The organism is Rhizobium sp. RM (assembly GCF_013390595.1).
Classification (GTDB): domain Bacteria; phylum Pseudomonadota; class Alphaproteobacteria; order Rhizobiales; family Rhizobiaceae; genus Agrobacterium.
Map to the genome: position 1 here is coordinate 1 of NZ_JACAWV010000023.1, position 13967 is coordinate 13967.

Genomic DNA, 13967 nt, shown 5'->3' on the forward strand with positions numbered 1-13967 from the left:
AATCCGTCCAACGTAATGTCAAACATGTGCATGAGGATGTCTTCGCTTTGTCGGATTGGGGATCTTCGAACAAACCGAAGACGGAAAGGTTCACGGACCCTATGACGTGATCCGCGCAAATTTCGACCTCCGAGCCACAGCCTGATCCAAGCCGGGGCAGCCTATGCCCAGACGGCCATCGCACGTAGCCATCATTCGCCGACCCATGAGGCAAGAACCCAAACATTCGCGTGCCAACTCATCATCGATGGCTACAGTGGCCTCATCGGATCTCAATTGCGTCATCTGGAAATGGGGCAGTGTCGCTCCTTCCAGCCTGATAGGGATCGACGACGAACGTCGTTTGTCGGACTGACGGGCAAGGCGCGCGTTCAGATTCAACTAGTTCAGCCATTCGCAGCGGTAGGCTAGAACCGGCTCAGCAAAACCTTTCAGCCGGAAGTGACTGCCCTCCACAGCCACGTCAACGCTACCATATTCCTGTAGAATCCTGTCCGAGAAGAGTATCTGATCACCATCTGCCGCAGCGCAAAGCCGTGCCGCCAGTTGTACTGTCGTTCCGAAAAAATCATTGCTGTCTTCAACCGGCTCACCACAGTCCAGCCCGATGCGAACGTGGATTGGTTCTCCATTGTCCCGGTTATAGCGATGAAACGCGCGCTGGATATCAATGGCGCAATCAACCGCGAATGGCGTCGTCGAAAACACGGCCATGATGCCATCACCCGTGTGCTTCACCACCCGTCCTGATCGTCGCGCAACGCATCCTCTCACAAGCGCATCATGTGCCCTGATAAGTTCGGCTGCCATGAGATCACCTAGGCGGGACGTCATTTCCGTCGAGCCGACAATGTCCGTAAAGAGTACCGCCCGGTGACCCGCATCCATCTTTCTTGAACCGGTGCAGCTTCCGACAGGATCCTGTATTCGCCCCAGAAATGCTTCGACAGCCGAAAGTGCGACTTCCACGACTTCACTGGCGATGAACCCGTGCGCCTCCCGATGCACGCATTGAGCAGTTTCCGCATCCGGCGCATCCATCAGGCAAAACGCCGTACCACGATGATCATCGAACCAGTAGGTCAGAAACCTGACGCCGTACTGATCCTGAATATTGAGGTCCTTGAGATGAGCTGCAGCGATATCTGCAGCAGAAACTCCGGCAAGATCGTGCCGGTCCATAAAGATAGGCATACGCTTCCTCCCCGAGAATGAAGTGCCTCTCCTACATCAGTTTACGACCTCTGAAAACAGCCGTCCATCGCCCGTCCGGGTGACCCTCAGAGCCACTCCCTAACCGAAATGTACGCCCCCGTTTACGTGACAATTTTGGGATCTCCGGCTATACTGCGTTCTATACGAGCATTCACTGGCGCGGATTTCTGTCGCCAGCCTTTGCCCGCCAACAGATGATTTGGGGGGAATGCAATGACACAGCTCGACGAAGCAAAACTCAACTCTTTCATTGGAAAAATGCTGGGCGATCTCGGCGGCGCCTTTAGCGTGCCGACCGTCAGGATTGGCCTGCGATTGGGGCTCTTTGACGCGCTGCACCGCTCAGGTCCCGTGACCTCAACGGGCCTAGCAGTGGCAGCTGGCAACCTTTCCGAGCGATACGTGCGTGAATGGGCCTTAGCACAGGCTGCAAACGGATACATAGATTACGACAGCGCTTCTGAAACCTTCAGTCTTTCCCCTGAACAGACAATGGTATTCGTCAACAAGGATAGCCCGGTCTACCTGGAAGGCGCCTTCGATCTGGCAGCCGCCATGATCGAGGGAGAACCAAAGGTCGAGAAATCGTTTCGAACCGGCGGCGGCGTACGCTGGGGTGATACTGCCGGCTGCCTTTTCTGTGCGACCGGGGCATTTTTCCGCCCAGGCTATGTCAACAATATCGTTCCCTGCTGGATACCCTCACTACAAGGGGTCGAGGAAAAACTCAGCAAAGGTGCGAAGGTGGCTGACGTTGGATGCGGCGTCGGTTTCTCCACCATCCTCATGGCCGAGGCCTACCCGAATGCAAGTTTCATCGGTTACGATTTCCATCAACCATCGATCGACGAAGCCAACAAGCATGCCAAAAACCACGGCGTTGGCGATCGCGTCAAATTCGTCGCAGCAACCGCCAAAGACATCATGGACACCAATTTCGATCTCGTCACCAGCTATGACTGCCTACACGACATGGGAGATCCGCGTGGATGCGCCGCGCACATGTCGCGGATCCTCAAAAACGATGGTACATGGATGATTGTTGAGCCGATCGCAGGCGATCGCCCGGCAGACAACATGAACCCGGTCGGCAGGCTCTACTACAACGCGTCGACCATGATCTGCGTACCGACATCACTCGATCAGGAAGTCGGTGAAGGACTGGGGGCCCAGGCTGGGGAAGCTAGGCTCTCCCACGTCATTCGTTCAGGAGGGTTCAAAAACGTCAGGCGCGCATTTACAGGACCGTTCAATATGGTCCTTGAGGCCCGACCGTGAGAGCACACTCAAAAGGCAACTGATCCATGCCAATGAAATGGATCGCTCGGACACGCTCACGCCGAAAACAACCGATCTCAAGAGGGATATCAACTTACAGACGAAAGTTTCGGACAATAAACGTGTGATTAAAACACTCCCACGAGGAGTACGCATGCCCGATAAACAAGACGATATTACCGAGGAAATCTTGATGCTGGCTTGGGCGATCACCGCCAAGCATCTGACACGCGGAGAAAAAGACGTCACCAGAATAGTTGCGGACGCTATCCTACAGGAACGATTGCGTTGGGAAAACCGTCTTCACCAACCTCAACAGGGATGAGACATCCACCGCACAACGAATGCATCGCACCTATGCTCAGTCATTTGCTTTAGCCGTTTCAAGCAGCGTGGCGATTGCCGACAGCCCACGCGCCCGGGCGTGGGCCAACGCATTCTTTCCGTCAGTGTCCTTGATGTCGACGTCAGCTCCGGCCTGCAGCAATGAGCGAACGATGCGCTGGAAGGTCGGACTACCATCCGTCAAGATCGCAACTTCGAGCAAGGCTGTCCATCCAAGCCTGTTGACATGATCGACATTAACCCCAGCCGCAATCAGCAAGTCGACTCCATCAGGGTGGCCCTTCTCCGCAGCAGGGATTAGAGCGGTGCCGCCAAATCGGTTTGTGCTCGTCAGATCGGCCTCGTGCGCGAGGATCATACGCAGAATGTCCACAAGGCCTTGAGCTCCGGCCACAAGAAATGGGCTATCTTGAATGCTGTCCTTGGCATTTACATCAGCTCCGGCGGCAAGGAGCAGACGCGCGGCATCGATATCGTTTTTCCAGACCGCCACCAGAAGTGCTGTTTGGCCCCGTGCGTTTTTCTCCTCGACAGAGCTGCCCATAGCCAACGCCTGCTCCAGTCCAAGACCGTCGCCACGTTCCACAGCACCCAACACCGTGGCTGACGCGTTACCGCCCAGTGCCATCATCAAAACTCCCACTATCAGAAATCGTCGCATTCTGTGCTCGACACGTCAGGCTGCGTTTTCGAGCTTTTCAAGATGCTCCTCGCAAACGATCTTCACCAGATCGAGCAGATGTCCAGTTCGCTCCACGAGTCACACGAGCGCGTCCTCGCTGATCTCGAAATGTTTTGAGTAGCAGGCTTTGACGTAGGCTTCGTTGAGGGTGTTGAACCAGGCCCGTTTCCGGTGCTGATCTCCTGGAAAAGCATCGGCCAGCCGGCGATCCTGCTCCTCTGCAAGCGACCGCAAAAACTTGATGTTGTGCGACGCGGGACCGTAGTTTGTCAGCGTCAGTAGAACACAGGAGTACGCCTGCTCCAACGATTGATGAAGTAGAAAGGAAGCTCTTTTTGCAAAGCCCTGTTCTCGCGCATGGATCGCGAGAGAGAAAAACTCATTGAGTGCCTCAAAGCGATCATCAAAATGTTCTCGTGCTACCCGCAAACGTTCTTCCGGCGTCAGCGGCTTCGGCTCGACCAGCGGCTGCTCATCCAGTTCATAGAGAGCAATGCCTTCCTTGCTAGAAGTACTGGCCTTCCCTGAGGTTGGTATTCACCTCGCGCAGCGAATGCACGATGAAGCTGACAGGCGTCTCGATAAAGCTGTCGCGGATCAGGCGGTCGGCTGCCTTGTACCAGTATTCGGCAAAGTCCGTGAGCTTGCGGTTGTTGACGATCACCAGCAGATCGAAGTCGGAGCGATAGCCTTTCATCGTATGCGGCTCGTCGACAAAACTGCCGCGCGCATAAGAACCGAACAGGATGATTTTCAAAATGCGTCCGCACTTCTTGACGCGTCAGATGTTCCTTTCTTCAGCGCGTCCTCAAACTCTTCGTGCAGGATCTCCAGCGCGCGCGTCAGTTCTCGCTGCTTTCGAGGCGGAATATGATCGAGGGAGGAATTCATCATGGGCAGAATATCTGATCAACTCTGGTGGAAATCATTGACGCAAATTGCTTGGTGCCCCGGACCTTACATGCTTCGTCCAAAAGCACAAATGACAGAAGTGCCAGCGAGATCTTCCACTGAGACAACGATAATTGACGATCGGATCGACGCGAACGGATCAACGCGAACGGACCGGTGCCGACCCTTTGCTTCTGGCAATCTCGGGTTTACAGCGTACTGCAGATAGCAGTGATCCCGCCATGCGCGCAAGCGTGCCATCCTTCAGGGCCAGTTGATGGAACAGCGCCATGACGATGTGCCCGGCAATCAAGGCTGACAGGCACCACGACAAAACCCCATGCAACAGGTTGGCAGGCGCCACCATCCAGTCGATCCTGACACCGGTTGCCGGTATCCACGGCATAAAGCCACGACCGTTGCCGTAGGCCCTTAGAAGCGCCAGCGCAGGAATGACAAATCAGCCCATAGAAACTGAAATGGACAACAGCGGCAGCCCGGCCCGACCAGCCTGAAGCGCGTTCCGGCCGTCTCCCGCGATTGATCCGCGTCCAGATGACACGAATGACGACAAGGATAATCGTCAGCAGGCCCACTGCTCCATGGCCCGGTCCGAACGATGTCACGCTCTTTACCCAGTCAGCCGGACCGAAGACACGCCACATGACGATAACGGCAAACTGCCAGATCAGCAAGTAGGCCATGCCCCAATGCAAGAGACGGCTGATCAGTCCGTAACGACCCGGCGAATCCAGCCACATGTTCATTGCTCTATCCTTCATGCGCTGCATCTACCCGCGAAGGCAGACAGAGACAATGCTGCCGACACCAACCCATGCCTGCGTCCCAATAAACATTGCTCATGGAGGTGCATTGAACGTCGCAGCGGTCTGGCGCTACTCGCACTTCTGTCAGTCGTCAGCCCCTCGACCCGGTGCTAGCCATGTCTGCGGATATCAAAAAGGGCGCACTTACGAGTTGGACCGGTCTTGCTCCTCACATGTGCGCCTTCCCCGGCAGTGGAGGCAGGCATGGCGATCTACCACTGCAGCATCAAGCTGATCTCTCGCGGTGCCGGCAGAAGTGCGGTTGCGGCCATCGCCTATCGCACCGCAAGTCGCATCAAAAACGAGCGCGAGAATGTGCTCTATGACTTCACCGCAAAGCGCGGCGTTGGCCACTGCGAAATTGTCCTTCCCGACGGTATGGAGGCACGTTGGGCACTTGACCGATCGCCCCTGTTGAGTGCGGCTGAGAACACTGAGCGCCGCCTTGATGCCCGCGTTGCCCGCGAGTTTGAGACCCCCTTCCGCATGAGCTTGAGACTGCCGCTAACACGCGCCTTTACCCGCTATCTCGCCAACAAATTTGGCACCGCCGTCGACTTCGCAATCCACGAGCCTGTCGAGACCTGCCAGGGTCAAAACGACGGAACATCAAAGCTCACGCGATGATGACCACGCTGACGCCTTCCACACCGCCATTGCAGACGTCATGGGCATCATAGCAACTGGTCAAACTCCAGGCAGAACAGCATAGCGAGCCAGCGCGCTTTCCACCATTGCCACGGTGGTCGGCTTTGCCGGTGCTGGCAAATCAATCGTGCGGGCCGCCACAAGGCACCTAGGCGGGCAAAGGGCAGATGGCACCTGCCACAGGCGGTGGGTGATCACGTTCTCCAAAAGAAGCGAGCCGGCGGTCTGAAACGAAGGACGGGACGATCATCAAATCAAAGTGCGTTGTCGCCCGGCAACTTCGACTTCAATGAAGCGTATGCGATTGCGGTTACTGAGTATATTGCCTGCCGGAAGCTCGCTCCACAGCAGCGCAAGGCTCATCATCAGGTTACCACAAGCCGTGGGGTTTCTCTTTCACGAGGTCCTCTTCAAAACGTCTAACTCGTAACCGCCTTGTTCTCGAAGCGCACCCGGAAATTTCGCCTCTGGAAATCTTCCTTGAAACAGACGAAAACCAGTTCTAGGTCCCTGGAAGCGTCGCGCTTGCCAAGAAGACTGAGCGACGCAACGATCACTTCATTGTAACCACGAGTCAGGCGAAAGGCAGCATTGCGTATCTCGGTCGCGTCGGGATCCCGGCGCTCTTCACGGCGTTCATAGACGATCCAGAACCTGGCATTGTCCCAGGCAAGCTGCAGCATCTCTCTGACCAGCGCATGAAATTCTTCGGCACTCATCGAAGGGGCCCATGACAATGGCGTCTCGCCCAAATCGCTCGCAGCATTGAAATAACCATCGTATTCATGATCGGCAGTGAGTGCCTGCTCGATCATTTCGAATGCCGCGCCTTCGGAGATTGGCGTCTTGAAGAATATTGCCATGCAACTGAACCGGCCTGCGATACGACTATTGAATCGAGACTACAGACAGCGGTGAAAAAGGGCAATATTTATGCCGAAAAGGTTGTCGCGTTTGAAGCAGTCGCTCACCGCCGAGATGCTTAAACTGAACGTCGCTCTCAACGGAGGAAGACCATTCAGAAGGCAAAACCACGCATGTTCATCGAGGTCGATAACGTCAATGCAGCGGCTTTCGACCAATGGGTCGTTGAGAACGACTACGAGAAAATAGCCCGCTTCAAGCGCTATCCCTCAAACGAGAACTTCATGATTGCCCATCGCAGCAGTCCGCATCTGGTTTAGCGACGTGATTGGCGGCGCGCGAACACCTTTCGAATGAAAGAGAGGCTAGACCTTACCGTCTAGCCTTTCCGTAACAAAATCGTGCCAGATCAATCCATCTGGACGTTGGCGTCTTTCACGACGGGCCCCCATTTGGCGATTTCCGCCGAAACATGGGTCTTCAATTCTTCAGGTGACGAGCCAACGATTTTCGCGCTGAAATCGGCCATACGGGCAGCGACGGCAGGGTCAGCCAGGGCCTTCTTTGCGGCTGCATTGAGCTTGTCGATCACATCGGCTGGCGTGTTGGCCGGCGCAAAAAGCGCATTCCAGGTATAGGTCTCATAGCCCGGCACCGTCTCGGCAATCGTTGGCACGTCCGGGAAGGACGATGCACGTTCGGCAGTCGTCACGCCAAGCGCCCGAAGTGTCCCCGATTTGATATGGCTGGAGGACGAAGGCAGATTGTCGAACATGATCGAGATCTGGTTGCCGAGAAGATCGTTCAGTGCTGGCCCGGCGCCCTTATAGGGAACATGCTGCATGCTGACGCCGGTCATGCTTTTGAAAAGCTCGCCTGAAAGATGAAGGGGTGTGCCGTTACCGGATGAGGCGTAGGCATATTTGTCGGGCTCCGCTTTGAGCAGCGCGATCAGTTCCGCGACATTGTTGACCTTGAGTTCCGGGTTGACGACCAGCACGTTCGGAACGACGACGAGCAGCGATACGGGGGCGAAATCCTTTTCAGGGTCATAGGGCTTCGTCTTGAGAATGAGCGGGTTCAATGCGTGGGTCGCGACGGTCCCCATCAAGATCGTGTACCCATCCGGGTCCGCTCGTGCCACACGATCGGCGCCGAGATTTCCACCTGCGCCAGCGACGTTTTCAACGACAATTTGCTGGCCAAGCTCATCCCCCATTTTCTGGGCGATGACGCGCGCCACAACATCCGTCGATCCGCCCGCTGCAAAAGGCACGACCAGCGTGATCGTTCGTTCTGGAAAACTTTGGGCGCTCGCTGGCATTCCTAGGAAAGATAACGATGCTGCTCCGGCGGCAAGTTTCAGCAACATCCGCCGTTTCGAAAACCGGTTATTCATGAACCCTCCTCGTGTGTGGCCTCCTCGCCACGCCGGTATAGTAGCCCAACTTGCCTCAAGGGCAACCCGCAGGAAGTCTTATGCTTCCCACGGGTCCGAGAGATGCCCGCTGAGGAAAGTGTGTGCTTAAGCCGCTATACGTTCTTCAATGACCCGCCAGTTGATCAGCTTGTCGAGAACCGCTGCAATGTGATCGGCCTTCCGGTTTTCATAGTCCACGTAATAGGCATGCTCCCAGATATCGATGCCGAGATAGGCCGGACGGCCAACGGCGACGGGATTGTTCCCGTCTTCGTATCCGATAAGCGCGAGCCGATCGTCGTCACCGCGCGTAAACCAGACCCAACCGGTTCCAAATACAGTGTCTGAAACGTCGACTGCGCGCTTGATAAAGCCGTCATATCCCCCGAATGCGGTTTCTATTGAAGTTGCAAGATCGCCTTGTGGTCTGTTCGGTCCACCTGGAACAAACTGGTCCCAATAGGCGACGTGGTTCCAGGCCTGGGCAGCGTTGTTGAAAATCTTGACATCGCCCTCGGCTTTGGACGTCGCAGACTGCCGAACAGTTTCGTCCAATTCCATATCAGCATAGCGGGTGCCTTGTGCGAGCGCATTGAGCTTATCGAAATAGGCCTTGTGATGTTTGCCGTAATGCAAACCCACGGTTTTGGCAGAAATAACCGGCGCCAAATCCCCTTCCCCAAACGGAAGCGGTGGCTGTTTCAGGGGCAAGGCCGCACGCGCGACATGGGGTTGGGAAAACATCGTGGAAGCTGCCGCTGCCACACCGGCTGCAAGAACTGTTCGTCTTGTGATCGTCATGGGGTCCTCCTGAGGAAACTAAGCCAAGGAGAACCAACAAAGTCAGCACAGGTTGCCTTCACGATCCCGTGCTGGTGTTATTCTGGACATTAAACGGCTATCGGGCACCGCCCTGGCTTCTCATCCAAGGGAGTGCCCGAAGCATGTTCGCCGAACTTACCAGCGATAATGATCGCGGCCGTCTCTCCAGTCCCTGCGGTCGCGCCATTCGCGCCACTCGCGTCGGGCCTGGCGTTCGCGCCACTCGCGACGGGCTTCCCAACGGTCTCGGCGATCCCAACCACGCTCATAGCGAGGAGGACCGTTCGGACGGCAGTAGCCCCGTGGCGACAGGTGAAACCCACGGCCGCATGCATAGTCCACCTTCTGGACGTGGGATACCGAAGGGGCAGAAGGTTGACCGACGAGCATCGCGTTTGCGGCCGTGCCAAACAGGGTGCCGAACAGCAATCCGGCGGTGATAAACATCTTATGCATCTCATCTCCCTCCTTGTGGGATGAGTGCGATTTAGCGCTACGGCCAGTGAACTGCAGGTGAATGAAAAGTGATCTTTTCGTGGCACAGCCACCGGACCGCCTCAGTTGCATCCGCGGCATTTTTCTGGTGGTGATCTTTGCCAGATTACCTGCGAATACTCCCTAGCGATTGCGAAACACGGTGCAGGATCCACCGCCGCTTTTGATCCGTCCGCACAGCTCGTTGGCCTCTGCTCGCGTCTCCCGACCAATGCGTGCGGCGTAACGCGGACGCGAACCGAAGTTCCCGCCGCGCTGGCGAACGAGGAGCGCACGTTCCGCATTCAACGGTTCGGGCAGCCTGACGATTGCTCGTGTAAAGAGACGGCTTGCGACAGACGGATTATAATGCGCCGAAAGTTGCACACCCCAAGGTGCCCAGTCTGCTGACGCCAACAGAACGGGGTCCCGCATGGTTCGGGTGACTGAGAGCCGGACACAGGCTTCAAGGAAAGGCCTGTTATCATCGAGGGCGGGAGCAACGCGCTCAGGCGGCGTATCTTTCCAGGTTTCGACGGGATAGCCGGTGATTGCGAAGACATAGTCGCGTGTCTCTGTGGGAAGCCGCCCCTTATCGATGAAGGTCCGTAGTCCCGCCTCGCCGGCGTTATACGCTGCGGCAGCCAGGCCGTAATTTCCGAACCTTGCGTTCAGTTCGGCAAGGTAGGCTGCTGATTTTTCCAACGCCTCGACAACGTTGAAGCTATTTTCAAGTCCGCGCAATTTCGCAGTCCCGGGCATAAACTGTGCGATACCTTCTGCCCCTTTCGGGCTGACCGCGTCGGCGCGAAACAGGCTTTCCCGCCATATCAGCCTCGCGAAATAATCCGGGGGCACAGCGTGGCGCAACGCCAGGACCTCGATTGCGTGACAAAGATCATTGTCATAGCTCTCTGCCCGGATGCAGAGCTCGGGAGCGACCTCATGTGTCGAAAGACAGGAACCTTCGTTCTCATTTTTTGGCCCCGAGGCCGCAGCATCTGTAACGATGACCAGCGCGCAGACGCTCAGAACCAGTAGGCTGCCTAGAACGCGATTGACCACGCCATCTCCCCTATCATTCAAGGCGCAACACGCTCACTATCCAACAATCTTCGGTGTCTGCCTAGTCTTTGCCAGCAACAGGGGCCCGGCATCCCATCTCAGAAACCCGCCCTTCCAGAACAAAAAACCGGACACGTTTCTTAATCCTCCCGAAACCGGCGTTTTCTATTATGAGCATATGCGAATAAGTACGATCACCAATTGGGCCTATGGCATAACCGTTGTCCTGACTGCCCTGTCGGCAGGGGCATTCATCATGGCGTCTCGAAGCGCCAACGATGAGCGGCTTGCTGTTGAGGAGCGACTGCGGCTCGACGAACTGGTCGAGGATCTGGAAATCGGCGCTGAAGTTCGCAGCGACGAAGCGCGTCTTTATGTAATGCGCGGCGAAAAGCGCCATCTGCAAGCCTTCGAGAGTGGCGAGAATAACGTGAAACGTCTTGAGGAAGCGGCCGCGCGGCTTGAGGAGCATGGCCTCAATCAGACCGAATCCAACGCCTTGAAGCAACTGACGGTCGATGCAGACGCTCTTGATGCCCTCGAGCGGTCTGCAATTGGAGCCTACGGGAACGGCGACACAACCGGCGCCCAGCAGACGCTTTTCGGTCCGGAGCATGAGAGGCTACAGTCCGATCTTCTCGGTCAGGTCAACACATTCCGGGCTCTTGTCGATGCGCGCACGGGTGCCGCCTTTAACACTGCACGCGAATTTGCAGATTGGTGGAGCCTGGCCGCTCGCGCGATCCTCGGCCTGACTGGCGCCCTCTTCCTGGCGGTGCTTTATTTCATCCTGAGGCGGCGCATCACCATGCCGCTCGCGCGCATGACCGGGATTGTAAGCCGTCTGGCAAAAGAGGATTACGCAGTCGAAGTACCACAGGACCGGCGGCTCGATGAGATCGGCGAGATGAACAAGGCGATCCTCGTTTTCCGGGAAAACGGACTGGAGCGGGAACGTCTGGACGCGGAGCGGCGTGCGGATCAGCAAACGAAAGACCTGCTGCTGCAAATGATGCACAGGCTTCAGGCCTGCCAGACGGAAGCCGAACTCGCAGATATTGTCGCCCGTTTTGCGCCGCAGATCTTTCCCGACCATGCCGGCGGCCTCTATATTTTGAGCAACGACAAATCGATGCTGAATAGGACTGGAAGCTGGCTAGACCCGCAACATTCAGATCCCGCCTTTACCACGGATGCCTGCTGGGCCCTGCGTCGCGGCCGCCCACATGTGAGCGGTGTCGCCGCCACAGATGTTCCCTGCCTGCACCTCCACGGCGAAGAGGCGGAAACCTTGTGCATCCCATTGACGGCAATGGGCGACATGATCGGGCTTCTCTATCTGGAGAGGCCAGAAAACAGGCCAACTGCCAATGCCGGTGCACAGCTTTATCTCGAATTGATTGCCGAGAATGTCGGGCTTGCCATCGCCAACCTGCAACTGCGCAACACGCTGACAGACCTCGCTGAAAGGGATGCGCTGAGCGGGCTCTATAACCGTCGATTCCTCAATGAGAGGCTCGAGCATTATAGAAAATCCACATCGGAAAACAGCCTCGCCTGCCTGATGATCGATATCGACCACTTCAAGCGTTTCAACGACATGTTCGGTCATGATGCGGGGGACATGGTGATCCAGCATGTCGCTCAGATCATCCTCAATACGCTCCGTGATCGGGGCACCGCCTTCCGGTTCGGGGGCGAGGAATTCACCGTCCTCATTCCTGATCGTGGAGAAGATGACTGTTACGCATTGGCCGAAGAACTGCGTGAGAACGCCGGCCGCGCACATCTTTCGCACGACGGACGCCCGCTCGGCCGGATTTCCATTTCGATTGGCCTAGCCATTTCACCCGAAGATGGACCTGCACAAACGCTTGTAAGCCGCGCCGATGCAGCGCTTCTGATGGCGAAGGCGAAGGGCCGCAATCAGACTGTCCGAGCGGCCGAAACTGGTGAGCTATAAAGCGAGGGCCATCTTTAAGGGTGATGCATTCTTGCAACTATATGTGCGAATTTCGTGGAAAACTAATATTTATAGCAGAATTCCTGCTTGGCAGGTCCTCTTCGCCACGCAAGTATGAGTCGACCGCGGACGTCTGTATGGAGGTTTTTATGACGTACGATTGGGACGGACGAAAGACACGCAGCCTGAGGGCCGTGAAACTGACGATCATCAGCCTGACAGCACTTTTCGTGCTGACGGCACCGATACTCGCCTACCATTGAGGCGAACCAATTCCGATTAAAAAATTCAGGCAGTCTGACGGCTCGTGGCTCTCGCCCTGAGCCGTTTTTTCAACCATGCCTGCACAGGTTGGTCGTACCAGACCGTAAGAGCCCATGAGAAAACCACAACAGCAGCAATAAAGGCGTAGCCGTAGAGGCTCGCGGCGTTGCCCTGGGTAAGGCTGGGCAGAAGGAACACGGTCCAGGCAAGGAGCGGGATATGCAAGACGTAAACCGCGTATGATGCCGTACCGAGAAACGATGAGAGGGCGCCGACAATCTTGTCCGGCACCGTTCTGCTCGCCAGATAAAGCAGGACCGGCCACCCAGCCACGACCATAGCCAGATCGTAGAACGGCCGCACGGCGCGCGATATCGGCAAAGCAAGCACGAGACACACAAAGGCCAGGTAGAGCAACGCGCTCACTGGCGCAAATTTGGGGACGTGGTCGCGAAAACGATAGATCAACACGCCAACCAGGAAGGAAAAGAACACCCGTCCCATGCCGGCGTACATTTCATGCCAACGGAAACCGGCGTGAAGCTTGCCGAATTCAATGGCGGCAACGACCAGCAGGCAAAGGCTAAAAAACACAATGCACAGAATGAAGCGCAAACTCGCACGCACACCCCAGCGCGCGTAGAAGGTGTTTACCACCAGTTCGTTGAATAGCGACCAGGCCGGGCTTACAAGAAAAAGCGCACCGTTGAGAGTAATCGTGAAGGGTGCCGGGAGGAAAAGCAGACCTGTCAGGAGCACGACCCCAAGCTCGGAAAGATTTATTGGCCTGTGGAGGTCATCAATCGGGGTCGGCAGTCCGAGCACATAGAGGCAGATGAAAAACGCTGCCATCAAAAGAAGTGAAAGAACATATAGCGGATAGAGACGGAAGAAACGCGCTGTCATGAATGTAGCGGGCGACGTCGTTCCGTCGGCAAGCTTCTTTCCGTAGGCATGTGCGAGGACGAAACCGCTCAAGGCGAAAAACAGGTCGACAGCAAGGTAGCTGGATTCCTCAGGCCTTCCGAAAAATAGCTCTGCATGCCGGTGTACGATAAAAAGGGCGGCCACGCCCCTAATCCCATCCAGCAGAACGAACCGTTCCGGCACCGATATGGCCATCTTCAAAAACCCGAAGCAGAAAGACTGTTGAACAAACGGCGAATGCCTACTTTCGGTTCATTGCACCGTCTCGACGGACGTTCAAGA

At 56.2% G+C, this 13967-nt stretch carries 14 protein-coding genes and 2 pseudogenes; 5 read left to right on the forward strand and 11 right to left on the reverse strand.

What is annotated here, in order from left to right:
* Nucleotides 1–381: 381 nt before the first annotated feature.
* Complete coding sequence (locus HWX89_RS22690) at nucleotides 382–1194, reverse strand: nickel-binding protein (RefSeq protein ID WP_138792579.1); 813 nt, start codon at nucleotides 1192–1194, stop codon at nucleotides 382–384.
* A gap of 234 nt (nucleotides 1195–1428) precedes the next feature.
* Between HWX89_RS22690 and HWX89_RS22695 the strand changes: the two genes are divergently transcribed.
* Both HWX89_RS22695 and HWX89_RS22700 read left to right on the forward strand, forming a co-directional pair.
* Nucleotides 1429–2493, forward strand: a complete 1065-nt coding sequence (locus HWX89_RS22695; RefSeq protein WP_138792580.1) for a class I SAM-dependent methyltransferase — start codon at nucleotides 1429–1431, stop codon at nucleotides 2491–2493.
* Between the two features lie 154 nt (nucleotides 2494–2647).
* The gene (locus HWX89_RS22700; protein WP_178340899.1) at nucleotides 2648–2818 is read left to right on the forward strand and encodes a hypothetical protein; all 171 of its coding nucleotides are present in this window, start codon (nucleotides 2648–2650) and stop codon (nucleotides 2816–2818) included.
* A gap of 36 nt (nucleotides 2819–2854) precedes the next feature.
* Here HWX89_RS22700 and HWX89_RS22705 read toward each other — a convergent pair whose 3' ends face one another.
* The 4 genes and pseudogenes from HWX89_RS22705 to HWX89_RS26570 form a co-directional block, all read right to left on the reverse strand.
* Nucleotides 2855–3469, reverse strand: a complete 615-nt coding sequence (locus HWX89_RS22705; RefSeq protein WP_138792581.1) for an ankyrin repeat domain-containing protein — start codon at nucleotides 3467–3469, stop codon at nucleotides 2855–2857.
* 45 nt (nucleotides 3470–3514) lie between these two features.
* Nucleotides 3515–4414, reverse strand: a pseudogene (locus HWX89_RS22710) (nucleotidyltransferase and HEPN domain-containing protein).
* A 157-nt stretch (nucleotides 4415–4571) separates the two neighbouring features.
* Nucleotides 4572–4817, reverse strand: a complete 246-nt coding sequence (locus tag HWX89_RS26565; RefSeq protein WP_353505718.1) for a cytochrome b — start codon at nucleotides 4815–4817, stop codon at nucleotides 4572–4574.
* Between the two features lie 64 nt (nucleotides 4818–4881).
* Nucleotides 4882–5202 (reverse strand): annotated as a pseudogene (locus HWX89_RS26570) (cytochrome b); the annotation flags it as partial.
* 240 nt (nucleotides 5203–5442) lie between these two features.
* Here HWX89_RS26570 and HWX89_RS22720 point away from each other — a divergent pair.
* A complete protein-coding gene (locus HWX89_RS22720) occupies nucleotides 5443–5865 on the forward strand; it encodes a MobA/MobL family protein (RefSeq protein WP_138792583.1) in 423 nt (140 codons plus the stop codon).
* Between the two features lie 440 nt (nucleotides 5866–6305).
* Here HWX89_RS22720 and HWX89_RS22725 read toward each other — a convergent pair whose 3' ends face one another.
* On the reverse strand, nucleotides 6306–6749 hold the full coding sequence (locus tag HWX89_RS22725; RefSeq protein ID WP_138792584.1) for a hypothetical protein: 444 nt from the start codon (nucleotides 6747–6749) through the stop codon (nucleotides 6306–6308).
* A 174-nt stretch (nucleotides 6750–6923) separates the two neighbouring features.
* On the opposite strand from HWX89_RS22725, the gene HWX89_RS22730 reads away from it, so the two are divergent.
* Entirely contained in the window at nucleotides 6924–7070 is a 147-nt protein-coding gene (locus tag HWX89_RS22730) for a hypothetical protein (protein WP_178340901.1), read from the forward strand.
* Between the two features lie 89 nt (nucleotides 7071–7159).
* On the opposite strand, the gene HWX89_RS22735 is transcribed toward HWX89_RS22730, so the two are convergent.
* From HWX89_RS22735 to HWX89_RS22750, 4 genes are all read right to left on the reverse strand, one after another.
* Complete coding sequence (locus tag HWX89_RS22735) at nucleotides 7160–8149, reverse strand: Bug family tripartite tricarboxylate transporter substrate binding protein (protein ID WP_138792585.1); 990 nt, start codon at nucleotides 8147–8149, stop codon at nucleotides 7160–7162.
* Nucleotides 8150–8275: 126 nt separating this feature from the next.
* Nucleotides 8276–8971, reverse strand: a complete 696-nt coding sequence (locus HWX89_RS22740; protein WP_138792586.1) for a superoxide dismutase — start codon at nucleotides 8969–8971, stop codon at nucleotides 8276–8278.
* 156 nt (nucleotides 8972–9127) lie between these two features.
* Nucleotides 9128–9448, reverse strand: coding sequence for a GCG_CRPN prefix-to-repeats domain-containing protein (locus HWX89_RS22745; RefSeq protein ID WP_138792587.1), 321 nt, complete (start codon nucleotides 9446–9448; stop codon nucleotides 9128–9130).
* A gap of 162 nt (nucleotides 9449–9610) precedes the next feature.
* Nucleotides 9611–10483, reverse strand: coding sequence for a transglycosylase SLT domain-containing protein (locus HWX89_RS22750; protein ID WP_502707617.1), 873 nt, complete (start codon nucleotides 10481–10483; stop codon nucleotides 9611–9613).
* Between the two features lie 226 nt (nucleotides 10484–10709).
* Between HWX89_RS22750 and HWX89_RS22755 the strand changes: the two genes are divergently transcribed.
* Nucleotides 10710–12494 carry a diguanylate cyclase gene (locus HWX89_RS22755; RefSeq protein ID WP_138792588.1) on the forward strand — a complete coding sequence of 595 codons (1785 nt, stop codon included), beginning with the start codon at nucleotides 10710–10712 and terminating at the stop codon, nucleotides 12492–12494.
* Nucleotides 12495–12782: 288 nt separating this feature from the next.
* Here HWX89_RS22755 and HWX89_RS22760 read toward each other — a convergent pair whose 3' ends face one another.
* The gene (locus HWX89_RS22760; RefSeq protein ID WP_138792589.1) at nucleotides 12783–13880 is read right to left on the reverse strand and encodes an acyltransferase family protein; all 1098 of its coding nucleotides are present in this window, start codon (nucleotides 13878–13880) and stop codon (nucleotides 12783–12785) included.
* Nucleotides 13881–13967 lie beyond the last annotated feature (87 nt).

Coding starts and splice junctions, on each gene's coding strand:
- HWX89_RS22690 (WP_138792579.1), bottom strand. CDS start 1,194: ATGCCTATCTTTATGGACCGGCACGATCTTGCCGGAGTTTCTGCTGCA.
- HWX89_RS22695 (WP_138792580.1), top strand. CDS start 1,429: ATGACACAGCTCGACGAAGCAAAACTCAACTCTTTCATTGGAAAAATG.
- HWX89_RS22700 (WP_178340899.1), top strand. CDS start 2,648: ATGCCCGATAAACAAGACGATATTACCGAGGAAATCTTGATGCTGGCT.
- HWX89_RS22705 (WP_138792581.1), bottom strand. CDS start 3,469: ATGATGGCACTGGGCGGTAACGCGTCAGCCACGGTGTTGGGTGCTGTG.
- HWX89_RS26565 (WP_353505718.1), bottom strand. CDS start 4,817: ATGCCGTGGATACCGGCAACCGGTGTCAGGATCGACTGGATGGTGGCG.
- HWX89_RS22720 (WP_138792583.1), top strand. CDS start 5,443: ATGGCGATCTACCACTGCAGCATCAAGCTGATCTCTCGCGGTGCCGGC.
- HWX89_RS22725 (WP_138792584.1), bottom strand. CDS start 6,749: ATGGCAATATTCTTCAAGACGCCAATCTCCGAAGGCGCGGCATTCGAA.
- HWX89_RS22730 (WP_178340901.1), top strand. CDS start 6,924: ATGTTCATCGAGGTCGATAACGTCAATGCAGCGGCTTTCGACCAATGG.
- HWX89_RS22735 (WP_138792585.1), bottom strand. CDS start 8,149: ATGAATAACCGGTTTTCGAAACGGCGGATGTTGCTGAAACTTGCCGCC.
- HWX89_RS22740 (WP_138792586.1), bottom strand. CDS start 8,971: ATGACGATCACAAGACGAACAGTTCTTGCAGCCGGTGTGGCAGCGGCA.
- HWX89_RS22745 (WP_138792587.1), bottom strand. CDS start 9,448: ATGCATAAGATGTTTATCACCGCCGGATTGCTGTTCGGCACCCTGTTT.
- HWX89_RS22755 (WP_138792588.1), top strand. CDS start 10,710: ATGCGAATAAGTACGATCACCAATTGGGCCTATGGCATAACCGTTGTC.
- HWX89_RS22760 (WP_138792589.1), bottom strand. CDS start 13,880: ATGGCCATATCGGTGCCGGAACGGTTCGTTCTGCTGGATGGGATTAGG.